Annotated in this window: 20 protein-coding genes and 1 pseudogene; 16 read left to right on the plus strand and 5 right to left on the minus strand. The window is 45.8% G+C overall.

Features of this window, described 5'->3' with window-relative positions:
• Positions 1–47: 47 nt before the first annotated feature.
• From ubiE to tatC, 6 genes and pseudogenes are all read left to right on the plus strand, one after another.
• Entirely contained in the window at positions 48–830 is a 783-nt protein-coding gene (gene ubiE / locus ACFFUV_RS20345; protein WP_390196714.1) for a bifunctional demethylmenaquinone methyltransferase/2-methoxy-6-polyprenyl-1,4-benzoquinol methylase UbiE, read from the plus strand.
• Between the two features lie 9 nt (positions 831–839).
• Positions 840–1,445, plus strand: a complete 606-nt coding sequence (locus ACFFUV_RS20350; protein ID WP_390196716.1) for a ubiquinone biosynthesis accessory factor UbiJ — start codon at positions 840–842, stop codon at positions 1,443–1,445.
• A complete protein-coding gene (gene ubiB / locus ACFFUV_RS20355) occupies positions 1,442–3,079 on the plus strand; it encodes a ubiquinone biosynthesis regulatory protein kinase UbiB (protein WP_390196719.1) in 1,638 nt (545 codons plus the stop codon). The genes ACFFUV_RS20350 and ubiB overlap by 4 nt, the downstream gene beginning before the upstream one ends.
• Positions 3,080–3,125: 46 nt before the next feature.
• Entirely contained in the window at positions 3,126–3,371 is a 246-nt protein-coding gene (gene tatA, locus ACFFUV_RS20360) for a Sec-independent protein translocase subunit TatA (protein ID WP_390196722.1), read from the plus strand.
• Positions 3,372–3,373: 2 nt separating this feature from the next.
• Positions 3,374–3,668: pseudogene (gene tatB / locus ACFFUV_RS20365) on the plus strand (Sec-independent protein translocase protein TatB); the annotation flags it as partial.
• 147 nt (positions 3,669–3,815) lie between these two features.
• Positions 3,816–4,571, plus strand: coding sequence for a twin-arginine translocase subunit TatC (gene tatC, locus ACFFUV_RS20370; RefSeq protein ID WP_390196725.1), 756 nt, complete (start codon positions 3,816–3,818; stop codon positions 4,569–4,571).
• Between the two features lie 58 nt (positions 4,572–4,629).
• On the opposite strand, the gene ACFFUV_RS20375 is transcribed toward tatC, so the two are convergent.
• Positions 4,630–5,397 carry a TatD family hydrolase gene (locus ACFFUV_RS20375; protein ID WP_390196728.1) on the minus strand — a complete coding sequence of 256 codons (768 nt, stop codon included), beginning with the start codon at positions 5,395–5,397 and terminating at the stop codon, positions 4,630–4,632.
• 172 nt (positions 5,398–5,569) lie between these two features.
• On the opposite strand from ACFFUV_RS20375, the gene hemB reads away from it, so the two are divergent.
• The 4 genes from hemB (at position 5,570) to spfP (ending at position 10,793) form a co-directional block, all read left to right on the plus strand.
• Entirely contained in the window at positions 5,570–6,619 is a 1,050-nt protein-coding gene (hemB, locus tag ACFFUV_RS20380) for a porphobilinogen synthase (RefSeq protein ID WP_390196731.1), read from the plus strand.
• Between the two features lie 78 nt (positions 6,620–6,697).
• Entirely contained in the window at positions 6,698–7,126 is a 429-nt protein-coding gene (locus tag ACFFUV_RS20385) for a GNAT family N-acetyltransferase (protein WP_390196858.1), read from the plus strand.
• A 633-nt stretch (positions 7,127–7,759) separates the two neighbouring features.
• Entirely contained in the window at positions 7,760–10,552 is a 2,793-nt protein-coding gene (gene polA, locus ACFFUV_RS20390; RefSeq protein WP_390196734.1) for a DNA polymerase I, read from the plus strand.
• 193 nt (positions 10,553–10,745) lie between these two features.
• The gene (spfP, locus tag ACFFUV_RS24070) at positions 10,746–10,793 is read left to right on the plus strand and encodes a small protein SpfP (RefSeq protein WP_438356636.1); all 48 of its coding nucleotides are present in this window, start codon (positions 10,746–10,748) and stop codon (positions 10,791–10,793) included.
• Positions 10,794–11,289: 496 nt separating this feature from the next.
• On the opposite strand, the gene yihA is transcribed toward spfP, so the two are convergent.
• Positions 11,290–11,946, minus strand: coding sequence for a ribosome biogenesis GTP-binding protein YihA/YsxC (gene yihA / locus ACFFUV_RS20395; protein WP_390196737.1), 657 nt, complete (start codon positions 11,944–11,946; stop codon positions 11,290–11,292).
• 150 nt (positions 11,947–12,096) lie between these two features.
• On the opposite strand from yihA, the gene ACFFUV_RS20400 reads away from it, so the two are divergent.
• From ACFFUV_RS20400 to hemN, 5 genes are all read left to right on the plus strand, one after another.
• A complete protein-coding gene (locus ACFFUV_RS20400; protein ID WP_390196741.1) occupies positions 12,097–12,714 on the plus strand; it encodes a c-type cytochrome in 618 nt (205 codons plus the stop codon).
• Positions 12,715–13,429: 715 nt separating this feature from the next.
• Entirely contained in the window at positions 13,430–14,068 is a 639-nt protein-coding gene (locus ACFFUV_RS20405) for a class I SAM-dependent methyltransferase (RefSeq protein ID WP_390196744.1), read from the plus strand.
• A complete protein-coding gene (yihI, locus tag ACFFUV_RS20410; RefSeq protein ID WP_390196746.1) occupies positions 14,068–14,640 on the plus strand; it encodes a Der GTPase-activating protein YihI in 573 nt (190 codons plus the stop codon). The genes ACFFUV_RS20405 and yihI overlap by 1 nt, the downstream gene beginning before the upstream one ends.
• Positions 14,641–14,649: 9 nt before the next feature.
• The gene (locus ACFFUV_RS20415; RefSeq protein ID WP_390196860.1) at positions 14,650–15,138 is read left to right on the plus strand and encodes a DUF2489 domain-containing protein; all 489 of its coding nucleotides are present in this window, start codon (positions 14,650–14,652) and stop codon (positions 15,136–15,138) included.
• Between the two features lie 155 nt (positions 15,139–15,293).
• Positions 15,294–16,682, plus strand: a complete 1,389-nt coding sequence (gene hemN / locus ACFFUV_RS20420; RefSeq protein ID WP_390196749.1) for an oxygen-independent coproporphyrinogen III oxidase — start codon at positions 15,294–15,296, stop codon at positions 16,680–16,682.
• A gap of 61 nt (positions 16,683–16,743) precedes the next feature.
• Here hemN and ilvY read toward each other — a convergent pair whose 3' ends face one another.
• A complete protein-coding gene (ilvY, locus tag ACFFUV_RS20425; RefSeq protein ID WP_390196752.1) occupies positions 16,744–17,637 on the minus strand; it encodes an HTH-type transcriptional activator IlvY in 894 nt (297 codons plus the stop codon).
• A 138-nt stretch (positions 17,638–17,775) separates the two neighbouring features.
• Here ilvY and ilvC point away from each other — a divergent pair, with 138 nt between their 5' ends.
• Positions 17,776–19,260: a ketol-acid reductoisomerase gene (gene ilvC, locus ACFFUV_RS20430; protein ID WP_390196755.1), complete on the plus strand. Its 1,485-nt coding sequence runs from the start codon at positions 17,776–17,778 to the stop codon at positions 19,258–19,260.
• A gap of 167 nt (positions 19,261–19,427) precedes the next feature.
• Here ilvC and ubiK read toward each other — a convergent pair whose 3' ends face one another.
• Positions 19,428–19,688, minus strand: coding sequence for a ubiquinone biosynthesis accessory factor UbiK (gene ubiK / locus ACFFUV_RS20435; RefSeq protein WP_390196758.1), 261 nt, complete (start codon positions 19,686–19,688; stop codon positions 19,428–19,430).
• Between the two features lie 127 nt (positions 19,689–19,815).
• Entirely contained in the window at positions 19,816–22,956 is a 3,141-nt protein-coding gene (locus ACFFUV_RS20440) for a multidrug efflux RND transporter permease subunit (protein WP_390196761.1), read from the minus strand.
• Positions 22,957–22,966 lie beyond the last annotated feature (10 nt).

Below are 22,966 nucleotides of genomic sequence, written 5' to 3' on the forward strand. Positions count from 1 at the left end.
AAGATTTCTTTCAATCGTTCGTTTTGCGCTGCCAAAGAGGAATCATAATGACGGATACAAGCGTACAATCACAATCAGAACAAGACAATTCAGCCACCACGCATTTTGGCTTCTCAACGGTGGCAAAAGACGAAAAAGTAGCGAAAGTAGCGGAAGTATTTCACTCGGTTGCTGCTAAATACGACATTATGAATGACCTCATGTCTGGTGGGATTCACCGTTTATGGAAGCGCTTTACTATTGATTGTAGTGGCGCACGTCCGGGCCAGCGGGTACTGGATTTAGGCGGTGGCACCGGTGACCTTACGGCTAAGTTTTCACGTATCGTCGGTGATAACGGCCATGTTGTGTTAGCGGATATCAATAACTCAATGCTGAACGTTGGTCGTGAGAAGCTGCGTGATAGCGGCATCGTCGGCAACGTTCATTATGTTCAAGCGAATGCTGAAGAGTTGCCGTTCCCAGATGATTACTTTGATATCATCACCATCAGCTTTTGCTTGCGTAATGTCACGGATAAAGACGCAGCGCTCCGTTCAATGTTTCGAGTGCTGAAACCGGGCGGTCGTTTGTTGGTTCTTGAGTTCTCAAAACCGGTACTTGAACCATTATCTAAAATCTACGATGCGTACTCGTTCCATCTGCTTCCACGCATGGGGCAGCTGGTTGCTAATGATTCGGAAAGTTACCGCTACTTGGCGGAATCCATTCGTATGCACCCAGATCAAGAAACACTCAAAGGGATGATGGATGAAGCGGGTTTTGAAAATACCAGTTACTACAATCTCACTGGGGGCATCGTTGCTCTTCACCGCGGGTACAAATTCTAAGGAATCGTGATGCCATTTGACGCCTTAATGACCGCAGGTATTGAAACCACACTCAACACCTTAATCAAAGATAATCCGGATTTGGTCCGTCGCTTAGCTCGTCTTAAAGGCCAAGTGATTCAAGTTCATCTTAAAGAGGTGAATAAGACCATGACATTCGTATTTAGCCAGCAAGTGGATGTGTTGGCTCACTATGAAGGCAAGCCGGATTGTTATCTCTCGATTAACTTATCCGTGCTGCCAGAACTGTGTGAGCAATCCAATATCACTCATTTGATCAAACAAGATAAAGTTGTGCTTGAAGGTGATATTCAACTGGCGCAAAAATTTGCTCAATTAATGACGGACTGCAAACCCGATATCGAAGAATGGCTCTCACGTGTGACGGGCGATGTCATCGCTCATTCTCTGGTTAGTGGGGCGAAGCAACTGGCAGGGCAAGTGAAGCAATGTGCGCAAAGTCAGCGTCACCATATGGCTCAGGTAGTGACCGAAGAGTGGCAACTTGCACCATCGTCATTGGAAATTGCGCATTTTTGTGACCAAGTGGATGAGGCGAAAAGTGCAGCGGCTCGCGTTGAATCGCGCATTAACCAATTGCTGGAGAAGCTATGACCCTAGCGGAACTCAAACGTCTATATCGCATCATTAAAGTTCAGCTAGAGTATGGGTTAGATGAGTTTTTGCCCGTCGAACATCAACTCACCAAAGCGCCACTATTAGCCCGTAAATCTCTGTTTTGGATAAAAAATCGCTATCCGGATAAACCGTTAGGCGAGCGTTTACGTTTGGCTTTGCAAGAGCTGGGTCCGGTTTGGATTAAGTTTGGTCAAATGATGTCGACTCGCCGCGACCTCTTTCCTCCTCATATCGCTGATCAACTCGCTTTACTGCAAGATAAAGTCGCGCCATTTGACGGAGAATTAGCTCGACAGCAGATGGAGCAAGCTCTGGGAGACAAGCTCGAGACGTGGTTTAGTGATTTTGATAGTACGCCACTCGCATCCGCTTCAATTGCTCAGGTGCATACCGCCACGCTTAAAGACTCGGGTCGAGAAGTCGTTTTAAAGGTCATTCGTCCTGATATTCGCCCTGTGATTGATGCAGATCTAAAACTCATGTATCGCATGGCGCGTATAGTCGCTAAAACGCACCCTGAAGCACGTCGTTTAAAACCGGTTGAAGTGGTGCGTGAGTATGAGAAAACCCTGCTTGATGAGCTTGATTTACGTCGTGAGGCAGCCAATGCTATTCAATTAAGACGCAACTTTGAAGGCAGTGAGGAACTCTATGTTCCTGAAATAATTACTGACTTCAGTAATCAAACTGTCATGGTTTCTGAGCGAATATACGGTATTCAGGTATCGGACCTTGCGCAGTTAAATGCTAATGGCACCAATATGAAGTTATTGGCTGAGCGCGGCGTCAGTGTGTTTTTTACTCAAGTGTTTCGCGATAGTTTCTTTCATGCTGACATGCATCCAGGAAACGTGTTTGTAAATCCTGAACATCCAGAAAATCCTCAGTGGATTGGTTTGGACTGTGGTATCGTCGGAACCTTAAATAGTGAAGACAAACGGTATTTAGCAGAAAACTTTTTGGCGTTCTTCAACCGAGATTATCGCCGAGTTGCTGAATTACACGTTGAATCCGGTTGGGTGCCTCTTGATACCAATATCGACGAATTTGAATTTGCGATTCGTATCGTTTGTGAACCCATTTTTGCCAAACCCTTGTGTGAAATTTCCTTTGGTCATGTGCTGTTGAACTTGTTTAACACTGCGCGACGCTTCAATATGGAAGTTCAGCCACAATTGGTGTTATTGCAAAAAACATTGCTCTATGTAGAAGGGTTAGGGCGCCAGTTGTATCCGCAGCTTGATCTGTGGGAAACGGCTAAACCTTTCCTTGAGAAATGGATGATGAATCAGGTAGGTCCACAAGCGGTGATTAACGCGGTACGCGATCGAGCACCGTTTTGGGCGGAAAAATTACCGGAGCTGCCTGAACTGCTCTACGATAGTCTTAAACAAGGTAAAGCGATGAACCAGAGAATGGACGCGCTGTATCAAGGGTATCGAGACAGTAAACGCCAGCAGGCGACAGGGCGGTTTTTGTTTGGTGTTGGAGCAACGTTAATTGTGTCCGCCACGATTTTACTCACCGGTACCGAACAACAATTAGCGTATGGTGCTGCAGCCGTCGGTGCTGTATGTTGGTTACTAAGTTGGCGAGCGTATCGACGTTAGGCGATAGGTTCATAAATTGTAAAAGTAAGACCCGAGGAAAATGACAATGGGTGGTATTAGTATTTGGCAACTGGTCATCATTGCCGTAATCGTTGTGCTGTTGTTCGGCACCAAAAAGCTTCGCAACATTGGTGGCGACTTGGGTAGTGCTGTAAAAGGCTTTAAAAAAGCGATGAATGATGATTCATCTTCAGACAACAAAAAGCAGGACGCTGACTTCGAGAACAAGAATATCGAACAGCAACGCGAGCAGGCGTCGACTGAAAGTAAGAAAGACAAAGAGCAGGTATAACTGTGTTTGATATCGGTTTCTGGGAACTGGTATTGATTTCTGTGGTGGGGCTAGTGGTGCTTGGGCCAGAGCGGTTGCCGCATGCGATTCGCAGTGTTTCGCGTTTTATTGGTGCTGCGAAAAGCATGGCCAACAATGTGAAAGATGAAATATCGCATGAGCTGAAAATCCAAGAGCTGCAAGAGAATTTGCGGAAAGCTGAGAAAATGGGCATGGAAGATCTTTCTCCCGAGCTCAAAGCGTCAGTGGATGAGTTAAAGCAGGCTGCTCAGGATGTTCAACGTCCTTATGCTCAAGACAACACTCAACCCGAATCTCAAGCAGAGACCGAAGCGAGCGCTTCGAATCACGAGTCTACATCGGCAGATAAAAAAGCCGAGTAACCTTTTCGTCTAGGAGCAGTGCGTAGGTGCTGCTCCTTTGTCTTTATAGTTGAGGCTTGAAATGTCTTCGGTAGAGCAGACACAACCTTTGATTAGCCACTTGTTAGAGCTACGTAATCGCCTATTAAAAGCGATTCTTGCTGTGCTGGTGGTGTTTGTTGGATTGGTATACTTTTCCAACCATATTTACGAATTTGTCTCCAAGCCGTTGGTCGACAAATTGCCCGAAGGGGCCACCATGATTGCCACCGATGTGGCGTCTCCGTTTTTCACACCCTTAAAGCTGACCTTGATTGCCTCGGTGTTTGTTGCAGTCCCCTTTATTTTGTATCAAGTGTGGGCGTTCGTCGCGCCAGGCTTATATAAACATGAACGCCGTTTGATCATGCCGCTGATGTTTTCCAGCTCCCTATTGTTTTACTGCGGAGTCGCATTTGCGTATTACGTCGTGTTTCCTCTGGTATTTGGGTTCTTTACCACTATTTCTCTGGGTGGCGTGGAATTCGCCACCGACATTGCCAGTTACTTGGACTTTGTTTTAGCACTGTTTTTGGCGTTCGGTATTGCTTTTGAAGTGCCGGTTGCGATTATTCTTCTGTGCTGGACGGGGGCTACCGATGTGCAAAGTCTGAAAACAAAACGGCCTTACATCGTGGTGGGTGCGTTTGTGGTTGGGATGTTACTGACACCGCCAGATATGATTTCACAAACGCTACTGGCGATTCCAATGTGTGTGTTGTTTGAAATTGGGCTGTTCTTTGCGCGTTTCTATACGCGCCGCGAAGAGTCACAAGAGGATGAGCAAACACAAGACTAACGGGTGAATATCGAGATAAAAAGGTTGGCAATGGCCAACCTTTTTTGATCCAAGTGAACTAAGGCTTTAAACTAAATAAGGTTTCAGCGTTGTGGGTGGTTAGGCTGTCGACTTGTTCGACACTTAACTCTCTCAATCCTGCAATACGGCTAGCCACAAGCGCTGTGTAAGCGGGTTCATTACGTTTACCACGATGTGGTACCGGCGCCAGATACGGGCAGTCTGTTTCCAAAATGACGTAATTCATATCCAAATGTGGGATAACTTTATCCATACCACCGTTTTTGAACGTAGATACACCGCCAAGGCCTAAGTGAAAACCAAGGGCGTTGATTGCTTTCGCTTCTTCAATACTCCCACCAAAACAGTGAAAGACGCCGCGCAAAGAGCCATCTTGCTCTTGTTCGAGTAACGCTAATGTCTCTTTAATCGAATCGCGGGTATGGATCACCACGGGTAAATCTAGCTGTTTTGCCCAACGTAATTGGGTCACAAAGGCTTGTTCTTGCTGCGCGCGGAATGTTTTATCCCAGTAGAGATCAATGCCGATTTCGCCGACAGCAATGAAGGAATGCTTGTCAAACCAGCCACGAATAACCTCCAAGGTGCTATCGACATTTTCATCCACATAGCAGGGATGCAATCCCATCATCGAACGGCAAATATGAGGAAAAGCGGCTTCAGTATCCAGCATGGGTTGAATGGAATCTAAGTCGATATTTGGCAGCAGAATACGATCAATACCTTGGTCTAGAGCGCGTTGAACCACTTGCTCGCGGTCTTGATCAAATTCGCTGGCATAGATGTGAGCATGTGTATCGATCATGATGATGTCCTTTGTAAAAATACGTTGGCTATCTAAACATAAATTAGGGGTGGCTGCATCTGTTGTGGTGATGGCAATCGGACTCTTTAGACGTTTTTCAGCTTTGTCTCTGGCGTGTGCAGGTTTGAGTGATATGATTTCTTCCAACTGTCACTGAACAAAGGAGAGCAGTGTGTCTGTTTCTATTCAAGGTCAATTTCCTGCGCGCCGTATGCGCCGCGTTCGTAAGCATGATTTCAGTCGTCGTTTAGTGGCTGAGAACCAGTTGTCCGTCAGTGACTTGATTTATCCGATGTTTATTCTGATGGGGAAAAATCGCCGCGAAGAAGTTGAGTCGATGCCGGGTGTTGAGCGTTTGTCGATCGACCTGATGCTCGAAGAAGCGTTGTACCTTGCCAACTTAGGGGTTCCAGCCATTGCGCTATTCCCGGTGGTGACGCAAGAAGCTAAGAGTTTATGTGCCACCGAAGCTTATAATGCTGAGGGGTTAGTGCAGCGCGCTGTCAAAGAGCTCAAACAACATGTGCCGCAAATGGGAGTGATCACTGACGTCGCACTCGATCCTTATACCACGCATGGTCAAGACGGAATCATTGATGATGACGGTTATGTACTCAATGATGAAACGACAGAGGTGTTGATCAAACAAGCGCTTTCGCATGCTGAAGCGGGAGCCGATGTCGTTGCTCCATCGGATATGATGGATGGGCGAATTGGTAAAATCCGTCAAGCATTAGAAGAGGCAGGGTTCGTCAATACCCAAATCATGGCCTACTCCGCGAAGTACGCGTCTGCGTATTATGGACCGTTTCGAGATGCTGTCGGTTCAGCAAGTAACCTAAAAGGCGGTAATAAAAAGAACTACCAGATGGATCCGGCCAATAGCGATGAAGCGCTGCATGAAGTGGCAATGGATATTGCTGAAGGTGCTGATATGGTAATGGTTAAGCCGGGGATGCCGTATTTAGACGTGGTACGTCGCGTTAAGTCTGAATTACAAGTACCGACGTTTGCCTACCAAGTGTCAGGTGAATATGCGATGCACAAAGCAGCCTTTCAAAACGGTTGGCTTAATGAGAGAGAAGTGGTGATGGAGTCGCTATTGTGCTTTAAACGCGCGGGAGCGGATGGCATTTTGACTTATTTCACCAAACAGGTTGCCGAGTGGTTGGCGCAGGAGCAAGCACAAGCGGCGCAATACCTCGCGGATGACGAGGCGTAAGTCGATGTTATTGATGAGAGCTGGCCTAGTGCCAGCTTTTTTATTGCACAATGAAAGAGACACAACAAAATGAACACGATTCAGGTTCGTCAAGGTACATTGGAAGAAGCACTGAATATCGCGCGACAGATAAAAGAGTTTTCTCAAACCACCACACGAGAGTCTCTAAAACAGAGGTTAGAGGGTAAGTCATCGTTGATTTTAGTGGCTGAAGAAAACCAGCAACTGCTTGGATTTAAAATGGGCTATCGGCTTGATGAATCAATATTTTATAGTTGGCTTGGTGGTGTGGTTGTGAATGCACGAGGTAAAGGGATTGCACAGGCTCTATTAGATGAACAAGAGAAATGGGCACGAGATCATAATTATCAAAACATTACTGTGAAGTCTCGAAACCAGTTTCCATCGATGCTAAGACTGCTACTTAGAAATGATTATCTGATTGATAATTATGAGAAAAGAGATAATCCTCTTGCATCAAGAATTCACTTTATCAAGAAGCTATAAACCGAGCGTGATAAAAATAAATGATATTTTTTCTCATTTAGATGTTGACCTATTAAATGAGAATAATTATTATTACTACCGTCTTAGGGAATAAAGGTAATTCTTCTGACATTGCGATTTGCACTCACTCCTCGGGTGTCTAGTAATGAAAGAGGGACGACACGAATTCTTTTTGACACGACATTGCTCACATTGCTTCCAGTGTAATTTATAGCTTTTTGGTAGGGCGGACGTATTCATTAGAATCGCTCTAACCCCTTTATGCTAGGCGACATCTTAGGGTGTCGCTTTTTTTCGTCTTGTGATCAGAGACTCTCGGTTTTGAGATGGGTAAAAGGTCATCAATAGTCTTTTCCACAGTTGAGGATCGGTTTTTGATCCTGAGGTTTCTGATCGATCTAATATTTTTCCCTTTAATTTCAATTTGATAATTTGTTGCTTTTGTTGTTGCGCAACAATAAAAATCATCATAGGAAAATAATATAAACAGAGTTATCCACAGAGCGTTCACGATCATAGCGAAGCGATCCTCAATCATTCACGCAATTCAGAGACTTAAAATGGATTCATGGCAATAGTCGTGGCATCCTAGGCGCATCTTTTTAAGCACTCTCTGTTTTGGTACACAAGATTATGGCTACTATTCCCGATAATCCTCTTATTCTGATCGATGGATCTTCTTATCTATATCGTGCGTTTCATGCCTATCCCGGCACCATGAGTAATGGTGAGATTCCAACGAATGCGGTGTACGGCGTGGTGAATATGTTAAGAAGCATGATGCGCCAGTTTGCTTCTGAACGCATGGCCGTCGTCTTTGATGCGAAAGGTAAGACATTTCGTGATGAACTGTTTGCAGAATATAAAGCCAATCGTCCACCCATGCCGGATGATTTGCGCTGCCAAATTGAACCCTTGCATGAGGTGATTCGAGCGATGGGTTTACCATTGATTTGTGTTCCAGGTGTTGAAGCGGATGATGTGATTGGAACCCTTGCATCACAAGCGTCAAAAGCTGGTATGCCGGTCTTGATCAGTACTGGTGATAAAGATATGGCGCAGTTGGTGGATGAGAACGTTACCTTGATCAACACCATGACAAACGTGGTGATGGACAGAGAAGGGGTGATAGAGAAATTTGGTATCCCTCCTGAGCTGATCATCGATTATCTCGCGCTGATGGGCGATAAAGTCGACAATATTCCAGGCGTACCGGGAGTTGGTGAGAAAACCGCCACGGCGTTACTTCAAGGTATTGGTGGGCTGGATGAACTTTACCAGCGGCTTGATGATATCGCTCCCCTAGGTTTTCGTGGTTCTAAAACCATGGCGAAGAAACTTGAGGACAACCGCGACAATGCGTACCTCTCTTATGAATTGGCGACCATCAAACTTGACGTTGAATTAGAGCAAGCTCCAGAAGCTTTGACTAAGTCAGAACCGCATAAAGACCAATTGATCGAGCTATACAGCAAGTTATCTTTCAAATCGTGGCTTAATGAATTATTAGAAGGTCACAGCCCAGTCATTGAAGCGGCAGAGAAAGCGGGAATTCCTGTTGCCTCTTCCTCTTCATCAACGGTTGAGATCGACACGTCAGCGGTTACCTTTGATCATAGCCAATATGAGGTCATTACCAATAAAGAGAGCTTTGAGCGTTGGCTTGAACAGCTTAAGGCTAGTGAGGTATTTGCGTTTGACACCGAAACGGACAGCTTAAATTACATGGTGGCCAACCTTGTTGGTTTATCTTTTGCGGTTGAAGAGGGTAAAGCTGCTTATGTACCGGTAGCGCATGATTATCTAGATGCACCAGAGCAACTGGATCGCGATTGGGTTCTTGAACAGCTCAAGCCGATTTTGCAAGACGAAAACCAAGCCAAAGTAGGACAAAACCTCAAATATGATGCCAGCGTGCTTGCGCGCTATGACATCGAAATGAAAGGTATCAAGTACGATACCATGTTAGCGTCATACGTTTATAACAGCGTTGGCGGTAAACATGATATGGATAGTTTGGCGCTACGTTTCTTACAACATAGCTGCATCTCGTTTGAGCAAGTGGCAGGTAAAGGCAAAAACCAGCTGACCTTTAACCAAATCCCTCTTGAGCAAGCCGCGCCATACGCGGCAGAGGATGCAGATGTCACACTGCGTCTTCACCATCGCCTAATGGCCAGTATTGACGGTGATGAAAAACTCAAAACGATTTACGAGCAAATTGAAGTACCGTTGATTCCGGTGATTTCTAAAATTGAACGCACGGGTGTGTTGATTGATGACATGAAACTCGCCGCCCAATCACAAGAGATCGCTGCGCGACTTGATGAGCTTGAACAAAAAGCGTTTGAAATTGCTGAACAAGAATTCAACCTCAGTTCACCAAAGCAGCTGCAAACCATCTTTTTTGAAAAAATGGGCTTGCCGGTGATTAAGAAAACACCGTCAGGTACGCCATCGACCAATGAAGAAGTGTTGCAAGAGTTAGCGCTCGATTACCCATTACCAAAACTGATTTTGGAGTATCGTGGGTTAGCAAAACTGAAATCGACCTACACCGACAAACTGCCGAAAATGATTAACCCAGAAACAGGGCGTGTTCACACCTCTTATCATCAAGCTGTTACGGCAACTGGGCGTTTGTCATCAACTGATCCAAACTTACAGAATATTCCTATTCGTAACGAAGAAGGTCGTCGCATTCGTCAGGCCTTTATTGCGCCTCGCGGTTGTAAAATTATGGCGGTCGACTATTCACAAATCGAATTGCGTATCATGGCGCATCTCTCGGGTGATAAAGCCCTATTGGAAGCGTTCCAACAAGGAAAAGACATTCACGCCGCCACTGCTGCCGAGATTCTAAATATCAGTATTGACCAAGTGACCAGTGAACAGCGCCGTCGTGCTAAAGCCGTTAACTTTGGTCTGATCTATGGGATGAGTGCCTTTGGTCTCGCTAAGCAATTGGGTATTCCACGTGGTGAAGCGCAGCAATACATGGACGCCTATTTTGAGCGTTACCCGGGCGTGATGCAGTACATGGAAGATACCCGTAGTGCAGCGGCAGAACAGGGCTATGTGGAAACCATTTTTGGTCGTCGGTTGCATCTACCCGAGATCAAATCGCGAAATGGTATGCGTCGTAAAGCGGCAGAGCGGGCGGCGATCAACGCGCCAATGCAAGGTACAGCGGCTGATATCATCAAGAAAGCAATGTTGATGGTGGACGAGTGGATTACCGAGCATGGCGAAGATCGTGTAAAACTGCTTATGCAAGTACACGATGAACTGGTGTTTGAAGTACAAGAATCCGCATTGGATGAAATTGAAAGTAAAATACAACAATTGATGGAATCCGCAGCTGAGCTTGCCGTCCCTCTCGTGGCAGAAGCGGGACACGGGGATAACTGGGAACAGGCCCACTAGACAAAATTTAATCAAAATCGCCAAGAAAGTATGAGCCAGTGCACAAACACTGGCTCTTTTTTTGATTTAAAAAAGCCAGTAGGAACAAGGGTTTTATGTTGTTTAAGAAAACTTTAATGAAAAAAAACTACAAAAACAGTTTCCATTTCTGACCATTTGTTGTACATTAATTGACGTAGGGTACAGAGGTAAGATGTTCTATCTTTCAGACCTTTTGTTTCACGTTATTGGATTAGGCTGATTCAGCCGCCCCAGTCAGCTTTTGACTGGGGCGTTTTTTATTGTGCTAAATAAAAAATCCTATATAAATCATTTGCCTACTTATCATTTCTGACTTTTCCCTCATCCATGTGTTCCTCTTCACAGAAAAACCTGTTGATTGATAACGTCAATTGGAATGTAAAAACAATTCTGTAATAAAAATTCATTATCTGTGTGAATGTTTCACTAATATACTGATTTATTATCGTTTTATGATGCGGTTGTAGAGAAAAGGCGAGTGGGATCTTAGTAACAGGTTTGTCATGTCATATTTGCTTTCTGGCGCTGAGTGAACAAGGATTACTAACGCATAACAATAACAACCTCCTTACTTCTCTCCCATTCCCCATCCATCGATGGGGACTTTTATTTGAATAACCCGAACGCGCTGTCTGTTATTGCAAATAAAGCCATTAATAAGCAAAAAGCTCGCGATAGCGAGCTTTAAAGGTCGGTAATATATAGTTGAGTAATGGTTACTCTTGTTCATCCGATGCTGGAGTTTCTGAAGGCTCCTCGAGCTGTTCAAGGGCGGGAGCAAACCACCCATCCAACTTACGGCGCAGAATATCCACTCCCAGCCCTTTAAGGCTTGAGAATGCATCAACCTGAACATCGCCACCAAAGGCCATGGCTGCTTCACGAATTTTGAGCAGCTGCGCTTTACGTGCGCCACTTTTCAGTTTGTCGGCTTTAGTCAATAAGACTTGGACCGGAATACCGCTATCGACGGCCCAATAAATCAACTGTTGGTCGAGGTCTTTCATGGGATGGCGAATATCCATCAATACCACCAAACCTTTAAGACATTCGCGCTTTTGTAAATATTCACCGAGAGATTTCTGCCATTTCTTTTTCATCTCGATGGGCACTTGAGCAAAACCGTAACCCGGCAAATCGACAATATGACAGCCGTCAGTCACTTTAAATAAGTTAATCAGCTGAGTTCGACCTGGCGTTTTACTGGTTTTTGCTAAACTTCTTTGGTTAGTTAAGGTGTTTAGTGAACTTGATTTGCCAGCATTAGAACGTCCAGCAAACGCAATCTCGATGCCTTCATCTTCAGGCAAATGACGAATGTCAGGTGCACTTGTGATGAAATGGGTGTGTTGGTAATTAATTTTTGCGCTCACTGTGTTAACTCCATCTCGACTTTGTGTAGTCGATTGATTACTTCTTTGTGAAATTGTGTAAAATAACCGTGCTCGGCATAAGGTCGTCTATTGTACCATGAGTCATCCCCCTAAGGGGTACTGGAAGCTTGATAATTATAATGGAATGTCATGAATAAATTAGCGCTAATTGTGAGTGTATTAGCCAGTTTTTCAGTGTGGGCCCAAGGCAACATTGAAGCTGGTAAAGCCAAATCCCAAACGTGTGTTGCCTGCCACGGTGCAGATGGCAACAGTATTATGAACATCTATCCCAAACTTGCAGGCCAACATGCCACTTATCTTGAGAAGCAGTTACAAGATTTGAAACTGGGTATGACGACACAAGGCGAGCAAGGTCGATACGATCCCGTGATGAGTGCAATGGCGGCGCCACTGTCAAAACAAGACATGGCCGATCTTGCCGCGTATTATGCCTCGCTTCCTATATCAAAAAATAGCACACCAGAAAGTGTGGTTACGAAAGGCAAAACGCTGTATACCGCAGGTGATGCAGAGCGTGGTTTGACCGCCTGTATCGCATGCCATGGGCCACGAGGTAACGGAACCAAGCTGTCTGGGTTCCCTAAAATCTCTGGTCAGCATGCTGAGTACGTGAAGTTACAACTGGAAAAATTTCGTGAGGGTGCTCGTGGTAACGATATGAATGCCATGATGCAAGATATCGCGAAAAAACTGACTGACGATGATATTGAAACCTTATCGCAATACGTTGGTGGTTTGCACTGATCGAAAACCTTATTATTCGGTTCTCAACGCCTCGACTTTGTTCGAGGCGTTTTTATTTGTGAGCGAGTTCACGTGAGGTTTTTTCTCTGGAAGCGCAAGTGACTGATCGCTTTGTAAGAGATCGACCATTGATACAATTATTTTTACGGATAATGAAATTTAATCTGATTAATAATCAATGAGTTATTTGTTAGGTTGAATTTTAAACGAATTTTTTTTCGAACGGTGATTGTACAAGGCATCGAACGGAGTAAAGTAATTCCCATCAGCAGGACGCTGAAACGAAGGATTTTAGCCACGATGGCTACCAAGGATTAACTTAAGCTCTGCTTAAGTTTGGAAACAGCAAGTAGGATGCTTGCTGGACAAGGATGGTCGACTTGTCTGATGGTTTGGACAGTGTAAAGGATCAGGTTAAGGGTTAACCTAGATACAGGAAGTAAAACGGAAAGCCAAAATTCATCAGGATGATGGAAAACGACTTTTTGCAAGGAAAGCACCAAAAACAAAAGGAATGTTGGCGCACTTTTAGTGACCAGTTTTCGCCAAATATTGGCACCGAAAAGCGATAGTAACCCTATCGCTTTTTTTATATTTACAATTTGACGCTCGTCACACGAGCATTTTTTCCAAAACTGGCGAGAAAATACTCACTAGGTCTCCACTCTAAGGTTCATTTCTGGTATGTTGCGCATCCCATACAGAGGATCTCTCAATGCAACATTGTCCTTTATGTCATAGCCCGACGAGCTATCCGTACTTTGAAGATAAACAACGAGCATATTGGCAGTGCGATCAGTGCGAGTTGGTATTCGTTGATCCAAACCAACGCTTAGTCGCCAGCGCCGAAAAAGCGCACTATGATCTGCATGAGAATGACCCCAATGATCTTGGCTATCGCCGTTTTCTGTCACGAGTGGCAGCGCCACTCGTACAGCGATTGATGCCAAAGTCATGTGGATTAGATTTTGGCTGTGGCCCAGGTCCAACACTTTCATTGATGTTGCAGGAGCAGGGCCACGCGATGTCGTTATACGATCTCTACTATTATCCTGATCGTCAGGCGTTAGAGAGAACGTACGACTTTATAACTGCCACCGAGGTGATCGAGCATTTGTACGATCCCGCCGGAGTCTGGCAACAATGGTTAAATTTAGTTAAGCCTGGTGGCTGGATTGGTCTTATGACCAAAATGGTCATCAACGTGGATGCGTTTGCTGGATGGCACTACAAAAACGACCCAACGCACGTGGTGTTTTTTAGTCGGGCCACTTTCCAGTATCTGGCAGAGCGAGACAAGCTCGAACTTGAATTTATAGGCAATGATGTAATTTTGCTGAGGAAACCCCAGTAATGTCTAGAGAAAGCATATCAAGAACCGGTATCAATGGTGATCTCGTATTTGCGCGTAAGCACAACCGTAAGAACGATGATATCGAAGGCCGTGAGCGTAAAAAGCAGAAAAAACGGAAAGGCTTGAAAACCGGTAACCGTAATTCGGAAGCGAAACAAGCAGAGCAGCGTCATGCTTCTGCGAAGCGTGATCCACGCTTGGGAAGCAAGAAAAAGATTCCGTTGGTCGTGGAAGCGGCGAAGAAACCAAGTAAGCAGCAACGTAAGCTCAATGCTAAGCAAGAGCTAGAGATGTTGGAAAATGACGCGCAACTTAATGTGTTGCTCGATCGTTTGGACAATGGTGAAAGCCTTGGTGCTGGCTTGCAAAAATACGTTAATGAGAAGCTTGATCGTATTGAAGTATTGATGAAGCAACTTGGTCTGTTTGATGACCAAGACGATGACGAACCGCAAGATGAAGTCGAGACAGTCGCTAAACCGACGAAATCGGCCTCACGTAAAAACGTGTCGTCAGAAGATGAGTTGCTCTCTCAATTTGAAGATTTGGACCTTAACGACTTTAAAGGATAGAGCACGATGATGAATGTAACCGTATTAGCCATTATTGGCGGGATCATTATTCTCGGCTTGGCCTCATACGCAGGTTACCTTCTGTTCCAGCTAAAGAAACAAAATCAGTTGCAAGAGCAGCACAAAGCATTGGCGATTGAAAAGCGCAACGCCAATATCTTTGATAGCGTGAATACTCTGTGTCTTGCAGGGATTCAGGGGCAGTGTGATTTGTCGGAAATCAGTATTCGAGTCTATAACATCATGGATTATGTCCAAGGTGATGATCGCGTCGATTTCGATAAAGAGTTTCCTGCGACCGCTGAGTTGTTCCATTTGGTGAAAGACATGCCGCGTGGCGAAGAGCGCCAAAACATGGACAAAAAAGAGCGTATGAAACACAATTTGATGCGCCACAAAGCGGAAACCCGTTTGAATGATGCCATTATTGAAGAACTGAAACTGTTGCAAAAACGGGTTCAGCCACTTAATAATCAGATCAATATTCAGATGGTTTAACCTTCGCGATCACTCCTACTTTAGAGGGAGTGATCCGCTTATCAATTCTGAATTATTATTGATAAATCCGTTTTTTCCCCAGATCGAATAGACTCGACCTATGGCAAAATGGAATGTCTTAGTAATTTTTGCCCTCAGTCACAACGGAAAAGCTTATGTTGCAGCAAGTCGGTGTTAGTCAGCAAATCGAGTGGGATCAAGCCGTTCTGGATAAGTATAACTATTCAGGGCCGCGTTATACCTCGTATCCAACAGCGCTGGAATTTCACGAAGTGTTCACCATTTCTGATTTGGATATGGCTTGCACCCAGTATCCAGACCGGCCGCTTTCGTTGTATATCCATATTCCGTTTTGTCACAAGCTTTGCTACTACTGTGGCTGTAACAAAGTGGTGACTCGCCATTCGCATAAAGCCGATGAATACCTTGATGTGCTTGAACTCGAGATTCGCACTCGAGCTTCTTTACTTCAAGGGCGAGCCGTCCGTCAGTTGCATTTTGGGGGCGGAACGCCAACCTTTTTATCCAACACTCAAATTAGCCGCATCATGGCTATCGCTCGTGCGGAATTTGAATTTGAGCCAGATTGTGAAATTAGTATTGAAGTCGACCCACGTGAAATCACACTAGACGTTCTCGACCACCTACGCAGTGAGGGTTTTAACCGTCTGAGTATTGGGGTTCAGGATTTCAACAAAGAAGTGCAAAAGCTGGTTAATCGTGATCAAGATGAAAGCTTTATCATTGCGCTGGTGGAGAAAGCCAAACAGCTGGGCTTTCGCTCAACCAATTTGGATTTGATTTACGGGTTACCCAAACAAACCAAAGAGAGCTTTTCACAAACCTTGCAGCAGGTGCTGAAAATGCAGCCTGGGCGATTGTCGGTATTTAACTATGCGCATATGCCGCAACTTTTTGCTGCGCAACGTAAAATCAAAGAACAAGATTTACCCAGCGCCGATGAAAAAATGGCAATTTTGCAGCATACCATCGAAACCTTAACCGGGGCGGGGTATCAGTTTATCGGGATGGATCATTTTGCCTTACCGGATGACGAACTCGCAAAAGCACAACGTGAAGGCGTGCTGCATCGTAATTTCCAAGGTTATACCACGCAAGGTCAGTGCGATTTAATCGGCTTTGGGGTTTCAGCCATTTCCATGGTTGGAGATGCGTACGGCCAAAATCAAAAAGAACTCAAGCTTTACTATCAGCAAGTGAATGAGCAGCGTCACGCATTGTGGAAAGGGCTCGTCCTTGATGGCGATGATTTATTACGTCGTGAAGTCATTAAACAGCTCATCTGTAATTTCACGCTCGATAAACGCAAAATCGAGCAAGCATTTAATATCAGCTTTGACCGCTATTTCGCTGAAGATCTTGGGCTACTAAGAACTTTCGTCAACGACCAACTGGTTGAGGTGACCGATTCCCGTATTCAAGTAACCTTAAAAGGCCGATTGCTGATCCGCAATATTTGTATGTGCTTTGATAAGTATTTGCGTCAAAAGGCGCGCCAGCAACAATTTTCCCGAGTCATATAATCTTCAGAAGCCGCGATAAACGCGGCTTTTTTGTACCGTTTTGCCGTCGAAGAAGTCACGCTTAAGGTGTGATGTATTTGGTTTCTGCCACTTTCCACAAAGCCTGTATCAACGGGTTTTCGAGCTGTGATCGTTTGCAACATACACCGAGTTTAAAAGGTTCAATCGGTAACACTTTCAGACGCTGAATTTTATCGCGTACTGGGCTGTTGTTGATCACCACATCTGGCGCGATACCGACACCACAACCCAGCGCAACCATACTGATGATCGCCTCGTGGCCTGAGACTTGAGCATATAAGTTAGGCTTGCGAATTTTCATTGCTTTGAACCACGCGTTGGCGCGATCGCGTGCCGTACCATGTTGCGGCACAATAAACGGCAGGCTATTCCAATCCGGTTTATCAAGGTTGAGGGGTTCAGCAAAGCTATTGCCGGATATCGGGGCAATAACCGATAGGGGGATTTCGCTAATGGTTTCAAATGCAACTCGAGACGGCAATTGATCCGGATAAGCAGAAATAGCGATGTCAGCGTCATCAGATAAGATTCGGTCAATGGCTTTCGCCGGGTCACCGGTTGAGAGTTTAAACTCAATGAACGGATGTTGGAGACGAAATGTGGACAGCAGTTGGGGTAGGTGGCTATAGCTGGCTGTGACTGAACAGAAGATGCGAATTTCTCCTTTAAGCTCATCACTGCGCCCTTGTGCCTGGCTATGATACTGCTGCCATTCGGAGATGATCTTTAAGGCCACGGGCAGTAACTTTTTCCCTGCCTGAGTCAGTTCGACGCTGCGGTTGTCACGCAGAAATAACACTTGGCCGATATCCTGTTCTAGCTTTTGAATTTGACGACTTAATGCGGAAGGGCTGACGTGCATCGCAGAAGCGGTTTTACTGAAGTTGTTACTATCGCAAAGATGCACAAACATCTGCAGGCTTTTTATATTCATCAATCGAGTTCCGTGTTGCAATTTTTGCAATGACTAATTGTGAATATATCACTTTGAGCAATCATCTGCTTGTTTTAGTATAAATTCATTCGGCAAGCATGCCGACCTAACTGGACGAATCATTAAGGAGAGCCCACCATGGCTAACTATTTCAACACGCTAAATCTTCGTGAGAAGCTTGACCAACTTGGTCGCTGCCGTTTTATGGATCGCAGCGAATTTGCCACTGAAGCAGATTACCTCAAAGGCAAGAAAGTCGTGATTGTCGGCTGTGGTGCGCAAGGTCTTAACCAAGGCCTCAACATGCGCGATTCAGGGTTGGATGTCTCCTACGCTCTTCGCCAAGCAGCGATTGACGAGCAGCGTCAGTCGTTCAAAAACGCGAAAGATAATGGCTTTAACGTTGGCAGCTACGAAGAGCTGATTCCTCAAGCGGATTTAGTGATGAACCTGACTCCGGACAAACAGCACACTAATGTTGTTGAGACGGTCATGCCGCTAATGAAAGAAGGCGCAGCGCTGGGTTACTCTCACGGTTTCAACATTGTTGAAGAAGGCATGCAAATTCGTAAAGACATCACCGTTGTGATGGTCGCGCCTAAGTGTCCGGGTACTGAAGTTCGCGAAGAGTATAAGCGTGGCTTTGGCGTACCAACTCTGATTGCGGTTCACCCAGAGAATGATCCTCAAGGTGAAGGCTGGGATATTGCCAAAGCTTGGGCGGCTGCGACAGGGGGTCACCGTGCGGGTTGTCTAGAGTCATCGTTCGTTGCGGAAGTAAAATCGGACCTGATGGGTGAGCAAACAATTCTGTGTGGCATGCTTCAAGCGGGTTCTATCGTTTGTTACGAGAAAATGATTGCAGAAGGTGTTGATGCGGGTTATGCCGGTAAACTGATTCAGTACGGCTGGGAAACCATCACCGAAGCGCTTAAGTTTGGTGGTATCACTCACATGATGGATCGCCTATCAAACCCAGCGAAAATCAAAGCGTTTGAGCTTTCAGAAGAGCTAAAAGAATTGATGCGTCCACTGTACAACAAGCATATGGATGACATCATTGAAGGTGAATTCTCTAGCACCATGATGGCTGACTGGGCGAACGACGATGTTAACCTATTCAAATGGCGCGAAGAAACCGGTGAAACGGCATTTGAAAACTACCCTGAAAGCAACGTTGAGATTTCTGAGCAAGAGTACTTTGACAACGGCATTCTGATGATTGCCATGGTTCGTGCTGGGGTTGAGCTTGCATTTGAAGCGATGACTGCTTCTGGCATCATTGATGAGTCTGCTTACTACGAGTCATTGCATGAACTTCCACTGATTGCCAACACCGTAGCCCGTAAGCGTCTTTACGAAATGAACGTGGTGATCTCTGATACTGCGGAGTACGGTAACTACTTGTTCGCAAACGTGGCCACTCCGCTATTGCGCGAGAAGTTTATGCCTGCCGTTAGCACTGACGTGATTGGTAAAGGCCTTGGTGAAACGAGCAATCAGGTTGATAACCAACGTCTTATCGAAGTGAACGAAGCGATTCGTAACCACCCAGTTGAATACATCGGTGAAGAGCTTCGCGGTTACATGACTGACATGAAACACATCGCCGTTGGCGGTTAATTGAGAATTGCGCGCTAAGCGCGCAATCTGCCATCAATAGGGCATCGACCAGACAGACGGTCAAAAATAATAATCAAACACAACATAAACAAAAGGCTAACTCGCTGAGTTAGCCTTTTTTATTGCGCTGAAAATAGCATTGCATTGAAAAGAACAACGCTGATGGTTTATTCAGCCGCTTTATCGTCGAGCTTAGCTTCTAGCTCGGCAAGTTTTTGTTCCATCTCGGTAAGCTTTTGGCGAGTACGCAGCAGCACTTGCGTCTGTACGTCAAACTCTTCACGGCTTACGACATCAAGTTTGTTTAGTTGGCCTTGAATCACTTGACGGACTTTTTGGTCAACATCATTACCAAGATCTTTAACAGGTTGTGGCATGGATTCGTGAATCTGTTTGGCTATTTGCTCGAGTTTTTTTGGGTCAAACATAGTGGCGTAAACTCCTTTAAATTTGTCTTCATTCTATGTAATTGCGTGAAGAAAGTCGCCCCTTGTGGTCAAAAAAGCGTAGCCAAATAAAAAAGGCCCTTGCGGGCCTTTTACATCGTTTGAGTGATTAATCGTGGTGAGGGTTTAAACCACGATGGCTGGCTCTGGCTTCATCGATTCTTGCTAGCTTTTCTAAGTCTTTGTCTTCGACAAAAACAGGCAGCGGTTTATGACGCTCTGCCAAGTAACTGTAAATAACAGGTAGCACAAAGAGCGTAAAGAGCGTACCAATCGTTAGGCCTGAAACAATCACTAAGCCAATACTAAAGCGCTGCGCTGCGCCAGCACCGGTTGCGTACATCAATGGAATCAAACCCGCGATCATCGCGGCCGTCGTCATTAGGATTGGACGCAGACGTACTTTCGCCGCTTCTTTTACGGCGTCAATACGGCTCAGCTGGTTGTGCAGTTGCTCTTCTTTGGCGACCTCACAGATCAAAATACCGTGTTTGGTGATAAGACCAATCAAGGTAATCAAACCGACTTGTGAGTAGATGTTCATTGACGAGATACCAAACAGTGCTCCCCAAGCAAGCGCTATCAAAGCGCCACAAATCGCTAAGGGGACCGAAACCAAAATCACTAACGGATCACGCAGTGATTCAAACTGAATCGCCAGGACCAAAAAGATGATGGCTAAGGCCAGTGCAAAGGTGGCGTATAATGCGCTTCCTTCGGTCACGAACTGGCGTGATTCACCCATGTAATCATGCGTGTAGCCTTTTGGTAGCTTACTTACCGCGTTAGTTTCAAACCAATTGACGGCGTCACCCATCGCGGTACCTGGTGCAGGAACGGCTCCGATGGTCGCTGAGTTCAACTGATTAAAGTGTGGCAAGGCTCGAGGCTCTGCAACGACATCGATGTTGATTAGGCTGCCAAGTGGTACTGAATCACCATTTGCTGAGCGGACATAGTATTGATTCATCGATTCAGGGTTTAAGCGCCATTTCCGCTCTACCTGAGGGATGACCTCATAAGAACGGCCATTGAGGTCGATACGGTTAACGTAACCATCCGCCATCATAGTGGCGAGGGTGACGCCGATATCTTGCATCGTCACCCCGTATGCGCCGGCTTTGTCTTTGTCGATATTGATTTTCATGGTTGCCGAATCGAAGTTCAAATCCAAGTTGGAGTAGACAAACATTGGGTTTTTCGATACATCGAGCAAAATATCATTAGCCACAGTAAACAGGTTTTCGAAGTTACTTGGCGTAGTGATAACAAATTGCAGTGGCAAGCCAGAACCCGCCCCCGGTAATTCCGGCATTTGGAAAGTGGTGATGGCCATGCCTGGAATGTCTTTGACCAAGTCACCAATCCGTTTGGTTATCTCTTCTTGGCTTGCTTCACGCTGGCTCCAAGGTACTAATGAGGCGATACCAAAAGACTGGTTAGAATTTGGCACACCGGTAAATGCTTGTGCATATTTGATTTCATCTTCTTGGTTTAAGATGCGGTTTACCTCATCCATGGTATTGGCAAGGTAATCCAAGTTGGCATTGGATGAACCAGTCCCCATCATCATCACCACGCCTTTATCTTCGGCTGGAGCCAGTTCACTAGGAATGAAACTAAACAGCACGGGTAAGCTAGCAAACACGATGACCCCAAAGGCAATGATGACTGGACGACGGTTCATGACGGCATTCAGCATACGCTCGTAGCGATGCGTCATGCGATCCAAGACGTTATGAACGGATTGCTCAAATCGGCTCGGCTTTGCCGTTTGCTTGAGCATCTTTGAACACATCATCGGTGACAAAGTCAGAGCAATAATCCCGGAAACAAAGACGGAACCTGCAAGGGTTAGCGCAAATTCCTTAAACAGCGAGCCTGTGACGCCGCCCATTAACGCAATCGGAGCATACACCGCGCCCAGCGTGAGTGTCATGGAGATAACTGGAATCGCAATTTCACGAGTACCGATAATCGCAGCACGAAAGGGGGATTCACCTTCTTTAATGTGGCGGTCGACGTTTTCCAGAACCACAATGGCATCGTCCACCACCAAGCCGATGGCGAGTACCATCGCCAACAACGTCATTAAGTTCCATGAAAAGCCCATCGCTTGCATTGCCATCGCGACCCCGATCAATGATAGAGGAATGGTGATGATGGGAATCAGCACCGCACGCAGTGAACCAAGGAATAGGGTGATCACCACCAATACGATGAGTGCAGCTTCAACGATGGTTTTGATGACCTCATGAATCGATTCGTTAATGGCAACGGTTGAGTCATAGAGAACATTCATTTCCATGTTGCTTGGCATGTTGCGCTTAAGATCGGGTAGGAGCTCAAGAACATCATGGGCAATATTGATTGGGTTGGCACTGGGTGCCGCGTTTACTGCGAGTACTACGGCTTCTGCGCCGTTTGCCGTCGCACGGTAGGTATCGTGGCTTTTGGCGAGCGTCACTTTGGCGATGTCACTGAGCCTGGTCACATTACCGCTGCTTTCCGTTTTGATGACTAAGTTACGCAGTTCGTGGGCGGTGGTAACCTGAGTGTCGGCATTGCCGTTATACAGTACAAATTCACCTGTCGCTTGACCTGTCGCCGATTGGTAGTTGTTGGCGGATAACACATTCATCACGTCCGTGGCGGTCATATTGAACGCTGCCATTTTCGCCGGGTCGAGCCATACACGCAGCGCGTATTTGGTGCCGCCATAGACATCAATCGAGGAAATACCATTGACGGCGTACATCTGTGGATTGATCACTCGGTCAATGTAGTCACCAATTTGGCTTGAATTCAGTTCTTTACTGGTAAAGCCAATATACATTACCGCCGTCGTCGAGCCGGTCGACATGGTTACCGTTGGGTCTTCCGCTTCGCGGGGTAACTGAGAGCGAACCGAGTTGGTTTTTGCTAAAACATCAGCCAGAGCACCATTTGGGTCGGTATTAAGCTTCATCGTCACGGTAATCGTCGAACGACCCAGTACCGATTGTGACGTCATAAAGTCAATATTATCCGCCTGAGCAATGGCTTGCTCGAGAGGTTGAGTGATAAAGCCTTGAATTAAGTCCGCACTGGCACCGTAGTAGCTAGTGGTGACGGTAATCTCGGTGTTGGTCATCTCCGGGTATTCCCGAACTTGCATTTTAAACACCGCTTGCAAGCCAAGTAGGGCGATTAAAAAGCTAATAGAGATCGCCAACACCGGACGTTTTATGAAAACATCAGTAAAGCGCATAGTGCCTCCC

Origin of the sequence: Vibrio olivae (assembly GCF_042428525.1) — a bacterium.
In the GTDB taxonomy this organism is placed as follows: Bacteria; Pseudomonadota; Gammaproteobacteria; order Enterobacterales; family Vibrionaceae; genus Vibrio; species Vibrio olivae.